The following is a 24,122-nucleotide window of genomic DNA, read 5'->3' on the forward strand; positions in this document are numbered from 1 at the left end:
CACTAACTCAAGACTATTCTGTGTCTCCACAACCGTCTCAGCTAGCGCCCACAACAAATTGCTTGATTAACTTGTTAAAGATCTTCTCGCCCGGGCATTCATCCCGATGAGGCGCGCCATTCTACAGTCTTGATTCTCAATGTCAATCTGTTTTTTTAACTTCCTGTTTGGCGCTGACAATCTGATGGAAAAACTCGCCCTCATATTGTCGTCTCATCCTTGAGTCCTGCTTACCCGAAGCCCTTGTTTCTCACCCCTTCCGGGTGGGCTCCGCTGCAGAAGTGGGGCGCATTATACGTCCCTCCCGATCCTTTGCAACACCTTTTTGGAAAAAACTTTAAATTAGATGACAGGCACTAAATTAGAGCCCCCAAAACAGCCCCTGGGAAACCTCCTCGACAACATGAATATCCAATATGGATTTACTCCTCCTTGACCAAAATCCGCCCTGGGGAGACTGCTGGCGGATCTCGTTCTGGACCAGCAGCAAAAGCCATGCACTGCCAGTTAGACATCAGGCTCTATTCAGGAGAATATCCTGAGCAAAGCTGAATCAAGCAGTACAAAAGGTCCCTCCTCCTTTTCGCCAGGCACAAAAAAGCCCGGCATAAACCGGGCTTTTATCAATTTAGCATCCGTACTTAGAATTGCTCTACATCCAACGCCATCATGTCCGCACTACCGCTCTTGATGGATTCCGCCAGAGCTACCGCTCTCGGCAGAATTCGGGAGAAGTAGTAGCGTGCCGTCTTCAGCTTGGCATCATAGAAGCCACTACTATCGTCAGCAGCCTTGCTCTTAGCCACCTTTGCCATCATCGCCCACATATATGCGAGGGATACGTAACCAAATAGATCAAGGTATTCCACGCTGGCTGCGCCGACCGCATTAGAGTCTCCAGACACACTCTCCAACACATACTCAGTGACATCGGAGAGACGCTCAATACTGGCCGCCAATGGCTCAACGAACTCCAATAAGTCTTCCTGGTCGCGGTTAGCCTCAATAAAGTCGGCCACATCATTGGCAAATAGCTCAAAGAACTTACCGCTGTTGGCAGCAATCTTACGCCCCATCAAGTCAAGCGCCTGAATACCGTTGGTACCTTCATATATCTGAGCGATACGAACATCACGCACTAACTGCTCCTGCCCCCATTCACGGATATAACCATGACCACCAAAGACCTGCTGACCACTGACTGTACTATCCAGCCCACGATCAGTCAGAAACGCTTTGGCAATTGGAGTCAGCAAAGCCACCATGGCTTCTGCATGCTGCTTCTCCGCAGCATCTTCCGAAAATTTGGATATATCCAGATACTTGGCAACATAAGTGGAGAAAGCGCGACTACCTTCATTCAAGGCCCGCATGTTCATCAGCATACGGCGAACATCCGGATGCACAATAATCGGGTCTGCAGCTTTATCGGGAGAAACCGCACCGGATGGTGCACGCCCTTGAATACGATCCTTGGCATACTCAACTGCGTTCTGATAAGAACGCTCTGCAGCTGCCAATCCCTGAACCCCAACACCCAAACGCTCATAGTTCATCATAGTGAACATGCAGTTGAGGCCTTTGTTAAGCTCGCCCACTAGCCAACCTTTAGCACCGTCAAAATTCATAACACAGGTAGCAGAAGCCTTAATCCCCATTTTGTGCTCGATTGAGCCACAGCTCACAGGATTTCGGTCTCCCAGACTACCATCATCATTAACCAGGAACTTGGGAACGATAAACAGCGAGATCCCTTTAGGACCAGCAGGCGCATCAGGCAGCTTGGCCAATACCAGGTGAATGATATTGTCACTCAGATCATGCTCCCCGCCGGTAATAAAGATTTTAGTACCTGTAACAGCGTAAGAACCATCCGCTTGCGGCTCAGCCTTGGTGCGAATAATTCCAAGATCCGTACCGGAATGTGGCTCGGTCAGACACATGGAACCAGCCCAGACGCCTGCGTACATATTAGGCAAGTATCTTTCCTTGAGCTCTTCTGTGGCATGAGAGTCGATTGCCAGACAGGCACCCGCAGTCAACATTGGATACAGGCCAAATGAAATATTGGCTGATTGCACCATCTCTTCCACCTGAGCCCCAATCATTTTCGGCATTCCCATACCGCCAAATTCAGGATTGCCGCCCAAGCCACACCATCCACCTTCAATATAGGTCTGATAAGCTTCCTTGAAACCGGCTGGGGTTGTAACCACGCCATCATTCCACTGACAGCCTTCCTCATCCCCACTACGGTTTATGGGAGCCAACAGGTTCGCCGATATCTTACCAGCCTCTTCCAGAATGGCGTCCGCAGTGTCAACGTCAACGTTTTCCTGAGCCTTTGGCAGTGATTCCCACAGTTTGCCCACTTCAAACACTTCTTTTAATAGGAACTGCATGTCGCGTAATGGCGCAGAGTAATCAGCCATGCTTACACCCTCGTGATAATGTCTTTTTTGGAATTCAGTTTTATATACGCTTTTCGATCGGATTTCAGGTTAACATCAGGTTATCAATGCAACCTGCCCCGAACCAGTTGTACGCAAAAAGCCCGCTTAACGCGGGCTTTTTCTTAACAGGAAGGATCAGAACGCAAAGTGTTCAACATCCATGTCCATCAATGTGTCAGCGCCACCCAGAGCGGAAATCGCATGCCCCGCAGTACGAGGAAGGATACGCTTGAAGTAGAAGCGGGCAGTCTGAATCTTCGCCTGATAGAAGGCTTCCTCTGTTGTACCTGCTGCTAATTTCTGCTGAGCAACATGCGCCATACGGGCCCAGAAGTAAGCCAGAGTCGCGTAACCGGAATACATCAGGAAGTCGACGGAAGCAGAACCAACTTCATCGCGGTTCTTCATCGCCGTCATACCGATCTTCATGGTCAGATCGCCCCAGTCTTTGTTCAGCTTGGCCAGAGGCTCGACGAATTCTTTCATTTGCTCGTTATCGCCCTGCTCTTTACAGAACACATGAACCAGTTTGGTGAAGCGCTTCAGAGCCTCACCCTGAGTCATCAGTACTTTACGACCCAGCAGGTCAAGAGCCTGAATACCGGTAGTACCTTCATACATCAGAGCGATACGGGTATCACGAACGATCTGCTCCATACCCCATTCAGAAATGAAACCGTGACCACCGTATACCTGCATACCCAGGTTAGCTGCTTCATAACCAATTTCGGTCAGGAAAGCCTTAGCAATTGGAGTCAGGAAGCCCATCATTTCATCAGCTTCTTTACGTACTTCCTCAGTGGCACCATGGTGAACAAAATCACCTTGGACCGCTGTGTAGTAAATCATTGCACGAGCCCCTTCTGCGAAAGCTTTCTGGGTCAACAGCATGCGACGGACATCCGGATGCACAATGATTGGATCAGCAGGACCGTCCGGGTTTTTCACACCAGACAGTGAACGCATGGCCAAACGATCCTTGGCATAGGCGAGAGCACCCTGGAAAGACAACTCTGATGCTCCAAGACCTTGAACTGCCGTACCGATACGAGCGAAGTTCATGAAGGTAAACATGCAGTTCAGACCTTTGTTTTCAGGTCCAATCAGGTATCCTTTAGCACCGTCAAAATTCATTACGCAAGTAGAGTTACCGTGGATACCCATTTTGTGTTCGATAGAACCACAGGTCACCGCATTACGCTCACCTACACCGCCGTTCCCATCAGTCAGGAATTTAGGAACGATAAACAGGGAGATACCTTTTGTACCCTGAGGAGCATCCGGTAGACGCGCCAGACAGATGTGTACAATGTTTTCAGCCATATCGTGCTCACCGGCTGAAATAAAGATCTTGGTACCGGTAATGCTGTAGGAACCATCAGCATTCGGTTCAGCTTTGGAACGCAGGATACCCAAATCAGATCCACAGTGAGGCTCGGTCAGACACATGGTGCCAGTCCATTCACCGCTGACCAGCTTAGGCATATAAGCCTGCTTTTGTTCGTCAGTACCGTGCAGGGCAATAGTGTTGATTGCACCGTGACTCAGACCAGGATACATACCCCAAGCCCAGTTGGAGGTACCTACCATTTCGCTCATTACCAGGCCGAGAGATTCCGGCAGACCTTGGCCACCAAACTCCTCTGCGGAGGTCATGGAAGGCCAACCGCCCTCAACATACTGATGATAGGCTTCTTTAAAGCCGGTTGGAGTTTTGACGCCGTCTTCGCTCCAGACACACCCTTCTTCGTCACCAACACGATTCAGGGGAGATAATACTTGCTCACAGAACTTGGCACCCTCCTGGATTATGGCGTCGACCATGTCCGGGGTCGTCATTTCAGCTGATGGCAACTCACTGTAGTGGGACTGAACATTCAGCAGTTCATCCATTACAAACTTAATGTCGCGTAAAGGAGCTTTATATTCCGGCATACTGATTACCTCATCTCTCCAGCAAAAGGCTCGTCGGCTTTCACTATTGTTACCGTGCACACGGATTATTTTGTTTCTTTTCTTATCGCTTACGCTCACAAACCGCTTTTGGGTGAGCTGACGATAGTTCATTAATGTATCAAACAGGTGTTTGAAACATACGTTTGCTTAAGCAGAATGTCAAGGTTGATTAGAGTTAAAACACCAATTTTTCACTTTCGAGAAGACGGCATCGTCAAGGCCCCCTGAATCAGGATTTTTTCTCTATTTATAATCAAGAGGTTAAAAGGCTTATCAGAACTTGAACCAGGACGGTGCACATTAAGAAATGTTGTAAAAATTTGTGAGAAAATGGGAGCGATGGCGGAATTCAAGATCAGAGCCTCGTACTCCTGACGGGATGTATAAAAGGGGCCGTAGCCCAATATCCTCAGATAACTTCGTCAAGCTGAGCCGCTATTGCATCTGCTCCTGCAAGCTGGTTTCCGAGACCGATGAGTTCCTGGTATGTCTGAATCGCGCGGCTCTGACTATTTCGCCGCTCTGCTGCAGATGAAGATTGTTCAGGCTCATCCCTTTGAGGTTCTTCAGTGCCAGTCTGTCGCTGTTTAGCCAGATCAGCTTGCGCTTGAAGTATGCCCTGACTGGCCTGGGCTGCCACCCGACGGTCCTGTGGCGACGGCTCTGCCGGCGCAAGTGCTGCTCGCCTGACTTGTTCAAGTTTTCGAATCGTAGCCTCTGGATTTCCCGGCACTGTTCCGGCATCAATCGACACCTCACCACCGACGGCATAGTTTCGGCCATCGGGACCACGCTCATAGCTGAACTGCGGCGCAGTGGCATAGACACCTCCGACCGACAAATGTGCCTGCTCGTGAGATCGCACTTCACGATCCCTTGAACTCAGCTCACTGACAATCGCAAGATCTTCATCCGACAGCCCTCCTGCGGACTGCGCGTTGCCACCACCTCCACCGACATTGACATCGGTCTCTGGCTGCGACGCACCAGCATTGTCGGCATTTTCTCCGCTTTGATCAGCAACACCAGAAACCACGTTGACTGCTGCTCCGGTAGAGTCTGCACCGATATCACCACTCTCACCACTTGTCTGAGGCTGTTCGCCAGAATCAGTATTTTGCCCGGCTGAAACACCCCGACCGTCGGGTGTAGACTGACTCAATTGGGCAAAGTGGTTATAGACCAGAACCGGCGTGGTGCCGGACGATGACGCATGGGATGCTTGTTCCAGAGGTTGTACTGGGGGAAGAGTTGACTCGAGGTCCTGAACGGACGCTGAAGCCACTTGCGCCTTCGCTGGAGGCACATAAGGGGTTGTGGTGTTGGACACCGGCAATGATGAACCAGTTAGTAGCACCTATGCACACCCCTTGGCGTTTTCTGTATTTCCGTTACAGACTACGCCTTGATATCTAATAGCGTACCGATAACCTCGTCGGCCACTTTTACCACTTTGGCAGAGGCTTTGACACTGGTCTCATACAGCTTCAGATCAACTAAAGGTTCAGCCAGATCAGTATAAAGATCATTGCCCTGACTGGCAGCCGCATCGTCGCCACTGCCGGATTGCCCAGCCCTGGCAATTTGCGAAGCAGCCTTTTCAGCCCCTTGCACCCCTTGCCGGATACCTTGCAATCCAGTATTCAAAATGTTGGAAACCACAACAACTCCCTACAGCAAATGGTTGTATCTTGCCTATTTTAATGCCGATTTTGCTCAATATTCAACCAGACTACTTAACAGAATGTAACAGCAGGTAAATTCAGCCAGGGCACTAGCGAACTTATTGAGCCTTATCTCGAGGGATCAAGGTGCTTATATTGAGAGCTTGTTGAACTGCTTCGTCATCGGGACTCTTGGAATATGGCAGGATACCAAGGCATGGAGCTCTGATAGCACTCTTAAGAGTGTCAAGATTCTCCTCCAAGGCTGCCATAGACTCCTGCTGACATTGATTGCCAATCCAGCCGGCAAGTGGAATCCCCCGCCGCTGTATTGCCTCCATAGTCAGCAAGGCATGATTCAGACACCCCAACCTCAGCCCTACGACCAGGATAACCGGAGTTCGAAGCTCCAATGCCAGATCTGACAGCAGCTCTCTGGAATTCAGGGGGACCAGCCATCCTCCTGCCCCTTCAACGATCGACATGTCATGCGGCGCCATCAGAGTCCCACGACACAATCCCACCAAGCGGGACAGCGACAAATTTTTCCCCTCACGCTGAGCTGCAATATGAGGCGCAATCGGAGCTTCCAGCGCCACTGGATTCACCTGCGAATAAGGCAGTTTTACACTGGCAAAGTGCTGCAACGTCAATGCATCCTCATTCACCAATCCTTGTGACGAGGATTCACATCCGGCTGCTACCGGTTTAAGCCCAATTGTACGCAGTCCGGCCTTGGAAAATGCATGAAGCAACGCTGCAGAAACAAAGGTTTTACCTACTTCAGTATCAGTTCCGGTAATAAACAGGGTACGTGCCACGATGAGACATTCTCTTAATCAGCAAAGGGTTTTCGATAGGCAATAAAGGCCACCTTGTAGGTTGTAGGCAACCCTTGTGGCTGGCGATAGATTTCATAGTGATTCATCATACGACGGATCCTGGTCTTACCCGTAATTCCCTGAGGTCTGTCCGCATTCAGATTATGTGCACCAATTCCCTTCAACTCACCCATAATATCTTTCACCGAAGCATAATGGCGGACCCAGGTTTGCTCCTGAAACTCCCCCTTAGGGATAGACTTGGCTATCGACAGCGAAAGCTGCTGACGGGTCTGAAACTGATTCACATGTGTTGCAGGTATATTTCCGGTCAGCAACTTATCGGCTTCCTCCCAGGATGCCTGCAGCTCAGACAGGGTACCTTGCAGCAACGTGGAACAGATCAGCCATCCACCAGGCTTTAGTATTCTGTCAGCTTCACAGAACCAATTTGCCGGGTCTTCCAGCCACTGCATCGCCATATTGCTGTATACGGCATCAAATTTATCGGAAGTTAAGGGTATCGACTCCATGTCTCCCACCAGCCACTCTTCTGCAGCCTCTTGCTGGTGAGCACGGGCAAACTCCACCATACCTTCAGCCAGATCCACGCCGGTAATTGAAGCCTGCGGGAAGCGACTCCTCAATTGATAGGTGAGCCAGCCAGTTCCACAACCGATGTCCGCAATTTCAACTCTGGACCCGGTAATTTTTTGGGTAAGCAGATCAATAAGGCTGACACCCACCTCTTTCTGTAGACCAGCTAATGCGTCATAGGTCGCCGCCGCGTGGCCAAACGAGGAAGCTACCAGTTGTTTGTCTATACCTGTCACCGGATCAGATTCCTCTGCGTTGTACTTGAATTGACAGCCCACTATTCACCCCCGACAAACGCTCGAATTCTCTCAACCAGATGATCACTGACTGCAGGACTTGGGTAATGTCCCATCTCCTTAACAATATCAACAGACTGGCCCGGATATCGCGACTTAATTTCCTCTGCCACTTCTCGTCCCGGTACCAAACGGTCAGCTTCCCCTAGCAGATGAAGCACCGGCGTGCTTACACCTTCCAACAATTCACGAACATCCCATTCCTTCAGCCAGGCAAGCGAGAGCTGTAGTAGCTCTGGCGACCACTCCAGAACCGGGCCATGCCACCGCCGGGCATTCTTAGTCAACTGCCGGGCATCAGCATCTCCCAGCATGATGAGTCCACTGAATTTTTGCAGTAACCTTTGCGGATCTTCTTCAAGCTGACGGGTAAAATCCTGAAACAGTGCCTCCCCGACTCCCGGCCAGTTTTGATCACCGACAAAAAACGGATTCACGCCAATCAGCACAATTCCCCGCGGCTTCGCCACCAACGATTGAAGCAAGCGGATTGCAACACTCCCCCCCAAAGACCACCCCACAACGAGCGTAGGCTGATCAACTTCCAGCTCCTTACCGAGTGTTTCTCTTAACTTGCCTTCCGGTGCTTTCAACTCAATAACGGCCACATCCGACCATGACTCCATAACCTCCACCAGGTGCTGCACTGATTCCTTTGGCTGAGCCCATCCGGGGAGTAAAACCACTTTGTAGCGCGACGGCTTTTCCGGTAAGACGTCCGATCGACTGCTTTCCATCAGCTCACCATCCCCCGGCATCGGTGAAGAACCTCCAGTAACTGATCCAGATCCTGCTCCTGATGCGCGGCAGAGAAGGTGACCCGAAGCCGGGAAGTGTTCACCGGGACCGTTGGGGGACGAATAGCCGTGATAAGAATCCCTTGCTCACGCATTGCTGCTGCAAGGTTCATGGCCTTTTCCGTCTCTCCTACCAATATCGGCTGGATTGGAGTATCGGACGCCATCAACTGATACCCCATAGCCCGGGCTTCCTGCCGGAAACGTTGAATCAATGATTGCAAATGGACTCGACGCCAGGATTCTTCCTGCACAATATCCAGACTGGTACAGGTGGCAGCAGCCACAGAAGGAGGCATCGAGGTGGTATAGATATAGGTACGAGCGAACTGGATGATGTATTCAATCATCTCCTCACTACCCGCCACAAATGCACCGGCTGTCCCAAAAGCCTTTCCAAGCGTGCCTACCAGTAACGGTAGATCAGATTGCCCCAATCCAAATACTTCTGCACATCCACCACCCTTAGGTCCCAGGACCCCAAATCCATGGGCATCGTCCACCATCAGCATGGCATCGTAGCGTCGGCAAAGTGGCGCAATATGGTCCAGCGAAGCAATGTCACCGTCCATACTGAAGACCCCATCGGTCACCACCAGGGTTCTATGATCCCGGGCGTCCTCAAGTCGCGCTTCCAGAGCTGCCGTATCATTATGGGTATAGCGCAGGAGGCGAGCGCCAGATAACGTCCCAGCGTCCAGGAGGGATGCATGATTTAGCTTATCCTGCAGAACCAGATCTTTGCGACCGGCCAGAGCCGAGATAACCCCCAGGTTGGCCATATAGCCGGTGGAGAACAGTAACGCCCGTTCCCGCCCGGTAAATTCCGCCAACTTCTGCTCAAGTTGATGGTGAGGTTCGAGATGCCCGATAACCAGATGTGAGGCTCCGCCACCGAAGCCATACCGTTCCATTGCAGCACGGGCACTTTCGATCAAACGCGGATCATTAGCCAACCCTAGATAATCATTGTTACAGAAGGCCAGGTACTCCTGACCTTCGATCGTAACATGGCAACTCTGCGGAGAAGTCAAAGTCAGGCGTTGCCGGTACAACCCCTGATCTCGACGTTGCTCCAGTGCCTCAGAGATAAAGCGCCATTTTGACATTGAATATCAGGCGCTTTGCGACGCGTCGTAAAACATCTCGCCCATCTTGCGCTTCTGCTCTTCCGCCACAATGGCATCCTGCAAATAGGCTTCATGGGTGGATTCGTCGTGACATTCCTCGCGCTGCTCCGGCTTGATACCCAGTTTTTTGAACAGCATACGGTCCCTGTCAGCTTCAGGGTTGGGGGTAGTGAGCAGTTTTTCGCCATAGAAAATGGAATTGGCTCCTGCCAGGAAACACAATGACTGCATTTGCTCATTCATGTCTTCACGACCCGCTGACAGCCGCACGTGGGAGCGAGGCATCACAATCCTGGCGACAGCGATAGTACGGATAAAGTCAAAAGGCTCAATATCTTCCTGCACTTCCAGAGGAGTCCCTTCAACCTTCACCAGCATGTTGATAGGCACACTTTCCGGATGGACCGGCAGGTTGGCCAGCTGCATCAACAAGCCAGCACGATCTTTCAATGACTCGCCCATCCCCATGATGCCGCCACAACAGACCTTCATACCTGCATCCCTGACGTTCTGCAGAGTTTCTAGACGGTCAGCATAGGTACGGGTAGTAATGATCTTGTCATAGAAGTTTTCTGATGTATCCAGGTTATGGTTGTAGTAATCAAGACCGGCATTCGCCAACTGGCCTGCCTGCTCCGGGGAGAGCATTCCCAAGGTCATGCAGGTTTCCATCCCCAACGACTTCACCTGCCGGACCATTTCCAGTACGTAGGGCATATCTTTTTCGCGCGGATTACGCCAGGCAGCCCCCATACAAAAACGACTGGCCCCTTTCTCTTTGGCCTGACGCGCCTCAGTCACAACCTTTTCCACTTCCAGCAGCTTCTCTTTCTCCAGACCGGTGTTGTAGTGTCCGCTCTGAGGGCAATATTTGCAGTCTTCCGGGCAAGCGCCGGTTTTGATAGACAGCAATGTGCTGACCTGAACTTCGTTTGGATTGAAATGCATCCTGTGCACAGACTGGGCCTGGAACATCAGATCATTGAAAGGCAATTCAAACAATGCCTGGATCTCTTCAATCGTCCAGTCGTGGCGAATCGGGGCTTGAGCACTTGCAGTCATATTCAACGTCCTGAATATTGAGTTACACTTAGCGTCCTTTGACAGACCCTGAAGCTAAATGGATTTTGGAAATCAAACATGGATGACATGATAAAGCGGCTTAATAAGCTGTCAACTTTTATTAGACTAAAAGTTGACAGCGTTATATCAAGACATTGCCTTCTCTGCCTTAAGACAGGTCAACCCTCCCCCATCTGCAAGAGCTGCCTGGAGGATTTTCCCTTAACTGAAAATGGTTGCGAGACCTGCGGCCAGCAACTCCACCATCCATCAGACAACATACAAATCTGTGGGCGCTGCCTGTCAAAGCCCCCGGCATATATCAAATCGGTATCGGCCTTTGACTACAAATTCCCCGTATCCTCTATTATCAGGCGTTTGAAATATCAGGAATGCGGATACTGGGCCAAACCACTGGCTCAAGCCATCTATCCAGAATTTAAACAGGCCTTCGGACATCTTCATAATGCCGTACTGATGCCTGTTCCCATGCATGAATCACAATACTTTATTCGTCGGGACAATCATGCCCATCTCATTGCCAAACACCTGGCAAAGTATGCAGGTCTGCCATTGCAGAACGAAGTTGTCATGAAAAGTCGACATACGCCGAGACAGGCTGAACTCAGCGCAAGAATGCGGCGGAGGAATGTTAAGAACAGCTTTTCCCTAACCGATCGCCCACCTGTCAGCCCTATCATTATCATTGACGATGTTGTAACCACGGGAAGCACAATAGACGCCATGGCCCGGCAATTGACCAAAGGCGGGGCGACAGAAATATATGGATTCTCAGTGGCGCGCCGATCGCTTGAATGAAGGAGTCAGAAGGAAAGTAGTTTCACATATACTCTTTTACTGCTTGGGCAACTTTTTCCGCAATAGCCAATGATGCCGTCAGACCTGGCGATTCAATCCCCAGCAGATTAAACCAGCCCGAAACGCCGGTGTGTGCCGGCGACTCAATTAAAAAGTCCTCAGCATCCTCACCTGGTGCAGACAGTTTTGGCCGAATTCCCGCGTAGGCCGGCGCTAATTCCCGATCCACCACCCCCGGCCAATAAGTGGCTACCTGATACCGAAACTTCTCTTCCAAATCACCAGGCACATCATAATTGAGAGTATCCACCCATTGCACATCAGGACCGAACTTGGCCCGCCCTCCCATATCGAGCGTCAGATGCGTCCCTAACCCACCCGGTTCTGGAATTGGATAGATCAAGTGCTCGAATGGCGCACGGCCGGTGAGACTGAAATAGTGCCCCTTGGCCCAATACAACTCCCGAATATTCTTTGCAGGATATCCTTGAATAGATCTTAGCAATTGCGCAGCTAACAACCCGGTACTATTGATGACACAGCGTGCTTTCAATCGACAGGGCATATCACCGCCAACGATCAGGTCAATATTCGGTACGCCAACGTCGGAAGAGGCTTCTACTTGCCCGCCTAGCACGGGAGAGTTCAGCACCACCATACCGCCCGCCTGCTCCGTATCACCTTGTAACGCCAGCATATACTGATGTGAGTCAATGATGCCGGTTGAAGGAGACAGCAATGCCGCCTCTGCTTTCAATTCAGGCTCCAGCCTTCCTGCCTGCTCGCCATCCAACCATTGCAGATCATTGACACCATTTGCAGCCGCCTTTGCGACCAGACTTTCCAAAATAGGCAGCTGCTCCTGACTGGTAGCCACTATCAGCTTACCGCACCTGCGATAAGGCACCCTATGCTCATCACAGTATTGATATAACTGATTCTTTCCCTCAACACAGCATCTGGCTTTCAAACTACCTTGAGGGTAATAGATCCCCGCATGAATTACTTCACTGTTACGGGAAGAAATCCCCATTCCGATACTGTATTCAGACTCCAGCACCATCACTTCCCGCCCCTGGAGAGCAAGAGCCCTGGCCACCGCCAGGCCAACGACACCCGCCCCGATCACCACGGTGTCAACGGAATACACTTCAGCAGACTGATGAATCAAATTTTTCTCTGTCATTGCATTGTTTTCTCAATTCGCTGAAGCCAGAATGGCTGCTTTACTAAGCATTCAAACTGCACCACTCCTGATCAAAAGTCAGGGCTGATCCAGCACTCGTAACTTACTAATCTATCAAGAATTCCTGTTAATCTATGAAGAATTCCTGTTAATCTATGAAGAATTCCTGGACAAACAAAGCCTGGCTACCATACGCCGGACTGACCTGCACTTCACTATTCTGGGCGGGAAACGCCATTATCGCCAGAGGCGTCAATGAACTGATTCCGCCACTGACCTTATCATTTTTTCGCTGGTTCACCTGCGCGCTTTTGGTATCGCCCTTCATCGTCAAAGCATACAAAAAACATCGTGTCATTATCCGCGAACAATGGGTAAAAATTCTTATACTTTCGTTTATGAGCATCACCACATATAACTCTCTCCTGTATGTGGCGGCCCAGTATACATCAGCGTTAAATATTACCTTGGTCACCTCACTGATGCCGATTACGACGATAGCTCTTTCCGCACCATTGCTGGGAGCAACGATCGGACTAAGAAGTGCAGCGGGCATAGCCTGCGCCTTTGCCGGTGCACTTTATGTAATTTTGAAGGGTGATTTTGATGCACTATGGCGACTTGAATTGAATACCGGCGACAGCATTATGGCGATCGCTATGCTGATCTGGTCCCTCTACTCCATCTTACTGCGCAAATGGCAGATTCCCATTCCAGGGCTAGATCTCTTCATGATATTTCTGGGAATTGGCGTCATTATGATCAGCCCCTTCTATTTGATCGAATACCAGTTCCGGGGAGGCTTCGAGGTAAGCAGCCAACTGCTTCTTGCCATCATCTATGTGGCCATATTCCCATCATTGCTCGCTTATCTATTCTGGAATTTTGGTGTAACACAGACTTCGCCGAGCACCGCCTCGCTATTTTTCTACCTGGCACCGCTAATCACCGCCCTGCTGGCCATTCCTTTCCTCGGAGAACTCCCCCATGGCTATCACGGAGCTGGAGGCCTTGTCATTATTCTGGGTCTTTGGCTTTGCCAAAGTGTTGGCAGGAAAAAAACAGGTATTAAACAGAAATAAAAAACCCCTTGGGGAAAAACTCACCAAGGGGTTTAGACTGCTTCAACAAATTTAGCCTGCAGTTCTCCGTCTTAGGCGGAGAATGGATGCCTCAACGTGATCGTCTCATTACGATCTGGACCAGTAGATATTACGTCAATTGGCGCTTCGATCTGCTTCTCCAAAAACTCAATGTAGTCTCTTGCGTTTTTGGGCAGGTCTTCCAACTTCTTCACGCCAAAGGTACTTTCACTCCAGCCCGGCAGGTCTTCATAAACCGGCTCAAGCTTGCTGAAATCCTCACAGGCAATCGGTGGACGAGTCACTTCTACGCCATCTTTGGTCCGATAACCAACACAGACTCTTACAGTTTCCAGACCATCCAGCACATCAAGCTTGGTCAGGCAGATACCCGACACACTGTTGATCTGGATTGCATGTCGTAAGGCGACCGCATCAAACCAGCCACAACGACGAGGCCTTCCGGTAGTCGCTCCAAACTCGTTCCCTTTTTTGGCCAAATGAGCCCCGACATCATCGAACAATTCGGTCGGAAATGGCCCTGAACCAACACGAGTGGCATAGGCTTTGGTAATACCCAGTACATAATCCAGGTACATCGGGCCAAAACCACTTCCGGTAGCTGTACCACCAGCAGTAGTGTTGGAAGATGTCACAAAAGGATAGGTTCCCAGGTCAATATCCAGCAACGAGCCCTGCGCGCCCTCAAACAGAATATTTTTTCCCTGCTTGCGGAAGTCGTGCAGCATATCTGTTACATCAGCCATCATTGGCAACAGCTCTTTGGCCATTTCGAGGGTTTCATCCAGAGTTTTCTGGTAATCAACCGGGGCCACCTTGTAATAGTGCTCTAATGCAAAATTATGGTAATCCATAATTTCCTTGAGCTTTTCAGCAAACTCTTCAGGCTTCGCCAAGTCTCCAAGGCGAACCCCGCGACGAGCCACTTTATCCTCATAGGCAGGTCCAATTCCTCTGCCGGTAGTGCCGATCTTGGCCGCCCCCCGACGCTCTTCACGAGCCAGGTCAAGAGCTGTGTGATACGGAAGAATCAATGGACAGGCAGGGCTGAGATACAATCGCTCACGAACAGGAACGCCCTTATCCTCCAGCGTTTTAATCTCGGATAACAGGGCATCCGGAGCCAAAACCACGCCGTTGCCAATCATACAAGCGACTGTGCTGCGCAGAATTCCGGAAGGGATCAGGTGAAGTACGGTTTTCTCACCATCAATCACCAGTGTGTGCCCGGCATTATGTCCACCCTGGAAGCGCGCGACAGCCGCGACCTCTTCTGTCAACAAGTCGACAATCTTACCTTTTCCCTCATCACCCCATTGGGTTCCGAGGATCACCACATTTTTGCCCATAATGTTTCTCTATTTCACTGAAGGATTAGGAAGTTACATCGGTCAGATATTAAACAACATCTAAACCAGTTTATTCACGACCCAACTGCCGGTTTCATCTTTAACCAGCTCGCGGTCACAATAGGGTTTCCACTGCTCTTTGGATTCCCCCGGCATCAATTGAACCACTCTCTCGGTGGTCCGCAAATCAGCAATCATGTCCCAAAGCCCGGGATCGGACTCATTTGGAGCAAGCACAGCCTTGCTTTCCTGCTTCCAGGCAGTTTGCCCCAGGCGGAACAACGCTTTCAAATCGACACTGAATCCGGTAGCAGGACGGGCGTTACCGAACTCTCTCCCCACACCGTCATACCGACCGCCCTGAGCAACAGCTTGACCAAGACCTGAGGTATAAGCGGCAAAAACCAGACCGGTGTGGTAATTGAACCCCCTGAGTTCACAAAGATCGATACAAATCTCAACTTCCGGATAGCGTGCCGCCACCATCTCAGAGACTTTCAGCATCTCATCCAGTGCAGCCAGGACGTCGGGCTCACCTGAAAACAATTCGCGCGCTTCACTCAGTTTGTCCAAGCCCCCGGCCAGCCGAGGCAGTGCTCGAACGTATTCTTGCACTTGCGGGTCCGTAATCAGGGTAGCGATGTCATTAATTTCAGGCACGGCTTTATGCTTGAGAGCATTCAAAAGCAATTCAGAGTCATGGGGAGACAAAGCCGCTTTCTTTTGGATCAATTGATATATGCCCACATGGGCAATATCCATATGAATCGGTGACACACGGGTAAGGCGCAGGGTTTCCAGCATCAGGGAGATCACTTCGATATCCGCCGCTGTATCAGCCACGCCAAACAGTTCACATCCGGTTTGAATAGGCGATCGGGACGACAACATATTCTGAGGCTTGGTCCGCAATACGCTACCGAGATAGCAGATCCGATTGGCTCCGTCACGCTGACTTCTGGCATCAATTCGGGAAGCCTGAGGCGTCATATCCGCACGCACTCCCATCATTCGTCCGGTTAACTGATCTGTGACCTTGAAGGTCTGCAGCTCAAGATCGCGTCCGGCGCCAGTCAACAGAGATTCCAGATATTCGATGAGGGGAGGAACAATCAATTCATATCCCCATGAATGGTAAAGATCCAATAATCTCCGGCGCAGTTCTTCAACTCTCATGGCTTCCGGTGGAAGCAGTTCCTCAACGCCATCAGGAAGTAGCCACAAATCAGATGCTGATAAAGACCCAGGATCACCAAACATTAAACTTTTATCCCCGGACACAAGTCCGCTGTTATCAAATTTCCAAGGAGCTGCATGCTCTGCGGTCAACGCCTGACCACATAGAGCAATAGCGCTCCTGTTACCATACTGACAAGTCCGACAATTCGCATGGTACGATCATCGACCTCGGCCAGCCTCTGTACCATCTGACGCCACTTAGCCGGGTACAGAAAGGGAATCATCCCCTCCAGGACCAACACCAGACAAAGTGCCGCTCCCAAATCCTGCCACATAGAACCCACACTCCCTTTCTATAACCCGAGACCCATTGGTATGGTTTGTCGGGCTGCCGGCTGAGAATGCCCACAAAAAAACCGGGTCCATGCCCGGTTGCAGAATTTTATCACCATTTTAAGGGTGGCCCAAACCTTTTAAACGTATGGACCACCGATAACTCATAATAGTCAGCTATACCTTACTAACGAGTTGACTGTTTGAGATACTTCAGGAACTCACTATCCGGCTCCAGGATCAGCAGATCGCCTTTATTGGAGAAGGTTTCCTGATAAGCCGTCAGGCTGCGATAGAAGGAGTAGAATTCCCGATTCTGATTGAATGCATCTGCGTAAGTCCGAGAAGCAATCGCATCACCTTCACCTCGAATCTGCTCTGCTTCCTTCTCCGCCTCTGCCTCTACCACAATACGCTGTCTATCAGCATCCGCACGAATACCTTCAGCTAACTCTTCGCCCTTCGAACGATGCTCCTGAGCAATTTTTAGTCGCTCAGACTCCATCCGCTCATAAACCGAGTCACTAACCTTGGTAGGCAGATCGATCGCTCTTACCCGGATATCATTAATTTCGATGCCGAATTCCTTGCGTGTCAGAAGATCAAGCTCTTCCTTCAATTCTTCCATTAGTTCTTCACGCTCACCCGCCACCACTTCATGCATGGTACGACGACCAAACTGGTCACGCAGACCGTTATCGATCCGAGACTCAAGCAGTCTGACGGCATTGATTTCATCACCGGCAGTGGAACGATAGTAGTTGCCCACATTGGTAATACGCCAGGTTGCATAGGAATCCACATCCAGGGGCTTCTGTTCAACTGTCAGATAACTCTTGGTGGGAAGACTCATCGCCAGCACCCTAACATCAAACAGCTTGGCATCATGCACAAAAGGAATCTTGAAATGCAGACCCGCTGGAATATCCGACTCAACCAGCTCACCAAACCGAAGCAATACGGCACGGTGAGTTTCTGGAACTATATAAACACTTTGTAAACCAACCAACAGCGCCGCGAGAATGACAGCGACCGTCAGTCCAAATCGACCACTCATGACTATCTCCTGCTCCGGGTTAACGCTTCATTCCGAGTCCGGAAGTCATCACTGCGCGAAAATGACGAATCCGCTTGAGAGGCTGCACCTGCACGACTGGAATCACTGGAACTGTCCGACAAAGGTGCACGGTTCATCAGGCGGTCGAGTGGGAGGTACATAATATTATTCCCTTGATCCTGATCCACCAATACCTTGCTACTGTTCGACAGCACTTCCTGCATGGTGTCGATGTACATACGCTCGCGGGTTACCTCAGGAGCAGATTCATAAATTTTCAATACTTGCAGGAAACGAGAAGTTTCACCCTCTGCCCGGGCAATCACTTCAGACTTGTAGGCATTTGCCTCCTCAATGATACGCTGAGCCCGACCACGGGACTCCGGAACGATCTGGTTACGATACGCCTCTGCACGGTTAACTAGTTTCTGCTCATCCTCTTTGGCTCGCTGAACCTCTTCAAATGAGGACTTCACCGCCTGAGGAGGCTGAGCAGCATTTATGTTGACCTTCCGCAGCTCAATGCCGGCACCGTAGAAATCCAGGTACCTCTGCAGGCGATTCTGGACATTGATAGAGAGTATGGCACGACCTTCAGTTAACACCTGATCCATCTGAGCGCTACCCACTTCATGACGTAGCGCGCTGTCAATGGCGTAATCCACTGTAGTAATCGGATCGCGCATATTGAGCATGTAGTCTTTCAGATCTTTGATAACAAACTGGACGGTCAGGTCGATATCAACAATATTTTCATCTTCCGTCAGCATATGCCCCTTTTTAGGGCGATTTCTCACCGAGGTCACATCCTCAATAAAAATCTGATCGATGTATGGGATCTTGAACTGAAGCCCCGGCCCTTTGGTGTCGAGATACTTCCCGAAACGAAGAACAACCGCTCTTTGCTTCTCATCAATCCGATACATTGAGTCCCACACAGTGAAACCGAGCAAAACGATGATGATAATAGCGATGACGCCGCCGGCAGAACCACCGGAACGCCCACCGCTACCACCACGGCTTGGCTTACCGCCAAATAAACCGTTGAGTTTTTCCATACCTTTACGAATAACCTCATCAAGATCTGGTGGACCATCATTATTCCGACGTCCAGATCCCCAAGGATCCTGATCTTTATTTCCGCCTGGTTCATTCCAAGCCATTTTTAACCCCTTAATCTGATGACGGATAAATATTGCGGGTAATACTATGGATCTAAATTCCATTCAGCAAGTTAAGCTATATCTATGTCTGGTCGACACCTGCTTTTTTCAAGACGTCTCCTGTATCAAGAAGCCCCTTGTTTCAAGATACTTCCTATTTCAAGGAACTTGCTGACCAAGTAAATCATGCAAACGAATATTGGCTTTGCGCTCCAATTGATTCCAATCACTCTTAGGCATTCGCACATGCAAGGCGAATGATCCATCCGAATCGATCTGCTCTGACATTACAGCTTCCCTTTCATACAGCTGAGCCCGAACCCTGGCTAACGATGGGGGCAAATGCAGAGTCTGATCCAGCATATCATTCCCCAAAAGCTCGGCAACAGCTTCCTCTATCAATTCAAGGCCCGCACCGGTCTTCGCCGACACCCAAACTCTGGCAGGCTTTCCTTCTTCATCCCGCTCGATCTTTGGTTCAACACCTTCCAGGCAATCGATCTTGTTGAACACGAATAGACAGGACACCCCGTCTGCCCCTATTTCATCAAGGACGGCTTCGACCTGCTCGATATTCTCCCTGCGATCAGGATCACTGGCATCCACCACATGGAGCAACAGGGAGGCATTTAGTGTCTCCTCAAGGGTAGCATGAAATGCATTGACCAGCTTATGGGGCAGATGACGGATAAAACCAACGGTATCAGCCAGAACCACAGGGCCGAGAGAGGAGAAATTGATTCGTCTGAGAGTGGGATCCAGCGTGGCGAACAACTGGTCCGCGGCGTAAACCTCAGCTGAGGTTAGCGAATTGAATAGTGTAGATTTACCCGCATTGGTATATCCAACGAGAGATAAGGAAGGAACGTCAGCCCGCTGCCTAGCCCTGCGCCCTTGCTCCCTTTGCTTGCGAACCTTTTCCAGCCGTTTAAGAATGGATTTGATTCGTCCACGGATCAGACGTCGATCCGTTTCCAGCTGAGTTTCACCCGGTCCACGAAGGCCAATACCGCCTTTTTGCCGCTCAAGGTGCGTCCACCCTCTTACCAGACGGGTAGACAAATGTTCCAATTGAGCCAGCTCGACCTGCAACTTCCCTTCATGTGTACGAGCTCGCTGGGCAAAAATGTCCAGGATCAGACCAATACGATCAAGCACCCGAACGCCAAGATCGCGCTCTAAATTACGCTCCTGGCTAGGTGTCAGCGCATGATTGAAAAGAACCACGTCCGCCTGCGTTTCAACCACAGACAGCTTGATTTCCTCTAACTTACCGGACCCAACAAAGTATCTTGGACTTGGATGATTCCTTGAACCAGAGACGAGCGCAACCGGGTCAGCCCCAGCAGAGAGAGCTAACTCGGTAAATTCCCGGGGGTCCTCCCGGTCTTTCTCTTCCAGCATGTCGAGGTGAACCAGAACGGCACGTTCACCTGATTTTGGACGCTCGAACAATTAAGCGCCCCTGGTATTAAGCATTACCTGCTTCACCTTCGCCATCACCTGGAGGAGCAATACGCACATTGCGAGCTGGCACTACAGTAGAGATAGCGTGCTTATACACCATCTGACTTACAGTGTTCTTCAGCAATATGACAAACTGATCGAATGACTCGATTTGCCCTTGCAGCTTTATTCCATTCACCAAAAAGATGGATACCGGTATACGCTCCTTCCGTAGAGCATTCAGATAAGGGTCTTGTAAAGATTGCCCTTTTGACATTCTTTTTCTCCTGTTTTTTTGATTCTAATTATCCATTCCACACCATAACTTCAGGTGCGAATATTCATTTCCACATCAGCTCCAACGCAGAAAGTTCCGCATCATTCCAATATAGGTCCGGTTTACTGCGTTTTAAATAGCGGCGATCAAACAAATCTGCAAACAGCCTGAAAAAAACTAGCCTCATTCAGACTCACCCAGGCTCCCGCCCAGGTAAACACTCTACCGCAGACAGGCACCTAGTCGAAGTATAGCCGACTATAAATGCAATAAGGAGTTTTTTTACTACTCCGGGGAAGGACGCAAACGCTCGATTACCAATGAGACTCAGTCTCATCGGAGGAGCGAGTATACTCGCCTCAATTGGCCAGAGCCATAGGGGATTACCTTATTGTAACCAATGCCTTATAAAATCTGCCGCATTTTCGACTAATTGACTATCTGTTGAATTCAGCCAATGAGCATCAGGCCAACTACGCAACCATGTCATCTGTCGCTTGGCCAATTGACGGGTGGCTACGACGCCTTTCTCCTTCATAGTTTCGTAACCATACATACCATCCAGATATTCCCACACCTGCCGGTACCCTACTGCACGAATTGAAGGTAGTTCCGCCGAGAGATCTCCCCTGCCACGCAATCCTTGAACCTCTTCGATCAGCCCTTCCTCCAACATCAATTCAAAGCGTCGGGCAATCCGCTCATGCAGCACCGGACGCTCTGCCGGCGCCAGAGCAAGGGACAACACATTATAAGGAAGCTCCGTTTCATCTCCACGGTTCCAGTCTGTTTCCGCCGAATCTCCTTCAGCTCCCCAAAAACTGGAGAATGGCTTGCCGGTAAGCAGGCAAACTTCCAACGCCCGCTGAATTCTCTGACGGTTATTTGGGTGAATTTTTTGGGCAGCCGCAGGATCGATCTGCTGAAGCTTGGCGTGCATGGCAGGCCAACCCACCTGATGCGCTTCATCAATGATGCTCTGCCTGAGCACTGGATCCGCACTCGGCATATCACCGATACCTTGCCACAACGTTTTGAAATACATCATGGTTCCCCCCACCAGCAAAGGTATACGGCCCTTCGCACTGATCTCCGCCATTGCAGACAAAGCATCATCCCGAAATTCCGCAGCTGAATAGGGTTCAGCAGGGTCTTTGATATCTACCAGTCGATGCGGATATCGCTGAAGTGTCTCAGGGTCCGGTTTGGCAGAACCAATATCCATGCCTCGATACACCATTACGGAGTCAACACTGATCAGCTCGCATGGAAATTGATCAGACAACGCCATCGCCAGATCGGTTTTGCCTGACGCAGTGGGCCCCATCAAAAAGATGACAGGCGGCTTCTCTTTCTCAGATACCGATCTATTTTTCTCGGACACCGACTTACCGCCCCCGTAAAAACAGCTTATCCAGCTCATTCATGGTCAACTGCACCCAGGTTGGTCGCCCATGATTACACTGACCACTACGTTCTGTTGCCTCCATATCCCTGAGTAAAGCGTTCATCTCAGCGATTGAAAGCTGGCGATTAGCCCGCACAGAACCATGACAGGCCATAGTTCCGAGCAGTCCATTAATCGTTTCTTCCACTTTCCGGGTCGTACCGTGCTCCAACAGGTCGGTCACAACATCGCGCACCAGACTTTCAATGTTGGCACTCTTCAGCATTGCAGGAACCTGCCTGACGATAATCGATTCTGCGCCCGCTACAGACAACTCCAACCCCAGACTTTGAAGGGTCTCTGCATGCTCTTCCACCACTCCGGTCTCACGGCGGCTCATTGCCAGACTCAGCGGCACTAACATTGGCTGCTGAGTCACACCTCCGTTCTCCATAGACCTCTTCATCCTCTCATAGACAATTCGCTCATGAGCAGCGTGCATGTCTACCAGTATCATACCCGCTTTGTTTTGAGAGAGTATGTATATGCCATGCAATTGGGCAATCGCGTAGCCAAGAGGCGCATCAAAACCCTCCCCCTCGACAGGGGAATACTGAGGAAAATTGACTGAAGCTGCCGCACTCCCTCCGACAGCCAGTGGACTGGCACCATAAGCCACTTCAGGCTGACCTTCCTGCGACGAAACACCATATGACAAGGGCATCCCCTGATCCGCAGATGAAGAATACAGGGCACTGTAGCCGGCCAACTGCTCTTTGATTACCCCCGGGGCTGGACGCTCCGATAAAGGCAAAGGACTTTGTGATGGCCAGTTTTGGGCCACCGACACAGGAGTACTTCCTGGCGCTTCTGCCTCAGACTCATCCTCAACACTGGGCCTGATCTCTGCCAATGCCCGATGAAGGCTGCGAAACAGGAAGTCATGAACCATTCGCCCCTCACGAAAACGCACTTCATGTTTTGTGGGATGAACATTGACGTCGACGGTTGCAGGATCCAACTCCAGATAAAGTACAAACGCAGGATGCCTGCCATGGAACAAAACGTCCTGATAAGCCTGCCGAATGGCATGAGCCACGAGCTTATCCCGTATCACCCTGCCGTTCACAAAGAAATACTGCAAATCGGCCTGACTTCGTGAAAACGTCGGCTTGGCCACCCATCCGTGCAACTGCAATCCGGAGCCGCTTGTATCGATTTCCACCACACTTTCAACAAAGGGCTTGCCGCAAAGTTGGGCCACCCTCCGAAGATGAGACTCCCGATCCACTGCCGGACGCAACTGATGAATCACTTTTTGATTATGAGTGAGGGTAAAGGACACATTGAGACGGGCCAGTGCCTGCCGCTTGATCACCTCTTCAACATGATTGAATTCGGTTTTATCAGTGCGCAGAAACTTACGCCTGGCCGGAGTGTTGTAAAACAGATCCCTTACCTCAACAGTGGTTCCGGGAGTATGAGCCGTAGGGGATAGCTTGGGGGTCATATCCCGCCCCTCAACTTCCACCTTCCAGGCTTCGTTCTGTGCCTCAGGCCGGGAAGATAGCGTTAATCGGGACACAGAGCTGACACTGGCAAGCGCCTCACCACGAAACCCTAATGTGGCGACAGCCTCCAGGTCTTCCAATGTGATAATTTTACTCGTTGCATGCCTGGACAGAGCCAAAGCCAGCTCGTCCTTTGAAATTCCACCACCGTTGTCCCGAATTCTGATCAGTTTGACACCCCCGTCCTCTACGTCGACATCGACTCTGTTGGCTCCGGCATCAAGGGAATTTTCAACCAGCTCCTTCACCACAGAAGCGGGCCTTTCAACGACCTCTCCAGCAGCAATCTGGTTGGCCAATCGGGGGGTTAACAATTGAATTTTAGACATTTTGGACAGGAACTTTTCCGTATTACGTATCAAGAAGGAAGTGTCGGGATGGTAACAGATGAACCAGAGGAACAGAACAGCTCTGAGAGCTGTTCTGATTCATTAGGGAGTGGACTTCAAATAATGGAATGATTGATGAATTCGAGG

The 24,122-nt window shown here is 50.4% G+C and carries 21 protein-coding genes and 1 pseudogene; 3 read left to right on the top strand and 19 right to left on the bottom strand.

Annotated elements, in window-relative coordinates:
• Window positions 1-641: 641 nt before the first annotated feature.
• From BTA51_RS19625 to bioB, 9 genes are all read right to left on the bottom strand, one after another.
• Window positions 642-2,432 carry an acyl-CoA dehydrogenase C-terminal domain-containing protein gene (locus BTA51_RS19625; protein ID WP_094710392.1) on the bottom strand — a complete coding sequence of 597 codons (1,791 nt, stop codon included), beginning with the start codon at window positions 2,430-2,432 and terminating at the stop codon, window positions 642-644.
• A 156-nt stretch (window positions 2,433-2,588) separates the two neighbouring features.
• Window positions 2,589-4,388, bottom strand: coding sequence for an acyl-CoA dehydrogenase C-terminal domain-containing protein (locus BTA51_RS19630; protein ID WP_094710394.1), 1,800 nt, complete (start codon window positions 4,386-4,388; stop codon window positions 2,589-2,591).
• Window positions 4,389-4,818: 430 nt separating this feature from the next.
• Window positions 4,819-5,766, bottom strand: a complete 948-nt coding sequence (locus BTA51_RS19635; RefSeq protein WP_210404879.1) for a putative metalloprotease CJM1_0395 family protein — start codon at window positions 5,764-5,766, stop codon at window positions 4,819-4,821.
• A 41-nt stretch (window positions 5,767-5,807) separates the two neighbouring features.
• Window positions 5,808-6,071 carry a flagellar biosynthesis protein FlgE gene (locus BTA51_RS19640; RefSeq protein WP_094710396.1) on the bottom strand — a complete coding sequence of 88 codons (264 nt, stop codon included), beginning with the start codon at window positions 6,069-6,071 and terminating at the stop codon, window positions 5,808-5,810.
• A gap of 121 nt (window positions 6,072-6,192) precedes the next feature.
• A complete protein-coding gene (gene bioD / locus BTA51_RS19645) occupies window positions 6,193-6,894 on the bottom strand; it encodes a dethiobiotin synthase (protein WP_094710398.1) in 702 nt (233 codons plus the stop codon).
• A 14-nt stretch (window positions 6,895-6,908) separates the two neighbouring features.
• The gene (gene bioC / locus BTA51_RS19650; RefSeq protein ID WP_168188224.1) at window positions 6,909-7,769 is read right to left on the bottom strand and encodes a malonyl-ACP O-methyltransferase BioC; all 861 of its coding nucleotides are present in this window, start codon (window positions 7,767-7,769) and stop codon (window positions 6,909-6,911) included.
• Window positions 7,769-8,524 carry an alpha/beta fold hydrolase gene (locus tag BTA51_RS19655; protein ID WP_168188225.1) on the bottom strand — a complete coding sequence of 252 codons (756 nt, stop codon included), beginning with the start codon at window positions 8,522-8,524 and terminating at the stop codon, window positions 7,769-7,771. The genes bioC and BTA51_RS19655 overlap by 1 nt, the downstream gene beginning before the upstream one ends.
• The gene (gene bioF, locus BTA51_RS19660; protein WP_094710404.1) at window positions 8,524-9,693 is read right to left on the bottom strand and encodes an 8-amino-7-oxononanoate synthase; all 1,170 of its coding nucleotides are present in this window, start codon (window positions 9,691-9,693) and stop codon (window positions 8,524-8,526) included. The genes BTA51_RS19655 and bioF overlap by 1 nt, the downstream gene beginning before the upstream one ends.
• Window positions 9,694-9,699: 6 nt before the next feature.
• Window positions 9,700-10,776, bottom strand: coding sequence for a biotin synthase BioB (gene bioB, locus BTA51_RS19665; protein WP_094710406.1), 1,077 nt, complete (start codon window positions 10,774-10,776; stop codon window positions 9,700-9,702).
• Window positions 10,777-10,863: 87 nt separating this feature from the next.
• Between bioB and BTA51_RS30930 the strand changes: the two are divergent.
• Window positions 10,864-11,067: pseudogene (locus tag BTA51_RS30930) on the top strand (double zinc ribbon domain-containing protein); the annotation flags it as partial.
• 87 nt (window positions 11,068-11,154) lie between these two features.
• The gene (locus BTA51_RS30235; protein WP_168188226.1) at window positions 11,155-11,595 is read left to right on the top strand and encodes a ComF family protein; all 441 of its coding nucleotides are present in this window, start codon (window positions 11,155-11,157) and stop codon (window positions 11,593-11,595) included.
• A 22-nt stretch (window positions 11,596-11,617) separates the two neighbouring features.
• Here BTA51_RS30235 and BTA51_RS19675 read toward each other — a convergent pair whose 3' ends face one another.
• Entirely contained in the window at window positions 11,618-12,781 is a 1,164-nt protein-coding gene (locus tag BTA51_RS19675; protein ID WP_210404880.1) for an NAD(P)/FAD-dependent oxidoreductase, read from the bottom strand.
• Window positions 12,782-12,936: 155 nt separating this feature from the next.
• On the opposite strand from BTA51_RS19675, the gene BTA51_RS19680 reads away from it, so the two are divergent.
• Entirely contained in the window at window positions 12,937-13,863 is a 927-nt protein-coding gene (locus BTA51_RS19680) for a DMT family transporter (protein WP_094710410.1), read from the top strand.
• 71 nt (window positions 13,864-13,934) lie between these two features.
• Here the strand turns inward: BTA51_RS19680 and BTA51_RS19685 are convergent, their stop codons facing one another.
• From BTA51_RS19685 to mutL, 9 genes are all read right to left on the bottom strand, one after another.
• Entirely contained in the window at window positions 13,935-15,233 is a 1,299-nt protein-coding gene (locus BTA51_RS19685; protein ID WP_094710412.1) for an adenylosuccinate synthase, read from the bottom strand.
• Between the two features lie 60 nt (window positions 15,234-15,293).
• On the bottom strand, window positions 15,294-16,493 hold the full coding sequence (locus BTA51_RS19690) for an ATP phosphoribosyltransferase regulatory subunit (protein ID WP_094710697.1): 1,200 nt from the start codon (window positions 16,491-16,493) through the stop codon (window positions 15,294-15,296).
• A gap of 65 nt (window positions 16,494-16,558) precedes the next feature.
• A complete protein-coding gene (locus BTA51_RS19695) occupies window positions 16,559-16,747 on the bottom strand; it encodes a DUF2065 domain-containing protein (protein ID WP_094710414.1) in 189 nt (62 codons plus the stop codon).
• 185 nt (window positions 16,748-16,932) lie between these two features.
• Entirely contained in the window at window positions 16,933-17,802 is an 870-nt protein-coding gene (gene hflC / locus BTA51_RS19700) for a protease modulator HflC (RefSeq protein WP_094710416.1), read from the bottom strand.
• Between the two features lie 2 nt (window positions 17,803-17,804).
• Window positions 17,805-18,965, bottom strand: coding sequence for an FtsH protease activity modulator HflK (gene hflK / locus BTA51_RS19705; protein ID WP_094710418.1), 1,161 nt, complete (start codon window positions 18,963-18,965; stop codon window positions 17,805-17,807).
• Between the two features lie 159 nt (window positions 18,966-19,124).
• Entirely contained in the window at window positions 19,125-20,420 is a 1,296-nt protein-coding gene (hflX, locus tag BTA51_RS19710) for a ribosome rescue GTPase HflX (protein WP_094710420.1), read from the bottom strand.
• A gap of 16 nt (window positions 20,421-20,436) precedes the next feature.
• The gene (gene hfq, locus BTA51_RS19715; protein ID WP_094710422.1) at window positions 20,437-20,688 is read right to left on the bottom strand and encodes an RNA chaperone Hfq; all 252 of its coding nucleotides are present in this window, start codon (window positions 20,686-20,688) and stop codon (window positions 20,437-20,439) included.
• A gap of 388 nt (window positions 20,689-21,076) precedes the next feature.
• Entirely contained in the window at window positions 21,077-22,015 is a 939-nt protein-coding gene (miaA, locus tag BTA51_RS19720) for a tRNA (adenosine(37)-N6)-dimethylallyltransferase MiaA (protein ID WP_246841111.1), read from the bottom strand.
• Between the two features lie 61 nt (window positions 22,016-22,076).
• Window positions 22,077-23,975 carry a DNA mismatch repair endonuclease MutL gene (gene mutL, locus BTA51_RS19725; RefSeq protein WP_094710426.1) on the bottom strand — a complete coding sequence of 633 codons (1,899 nt, stop codon included), beginning with the start codon at window positions 23,973-23,975 and terminating at the stop codon, window positions 22,077-22,079.
• Window positions 23,976-24,122 lie beyond the last annotated feature (147 nt).

The organism is Hahella sp. CCB-MM4 (assembly GCF_002260525.1).
Classification (GTDB): Bacteria; Pseudomonadota; Gammaproteobacteria; order Pseudomonadales; family Oleiphilaceae; genus Hahella.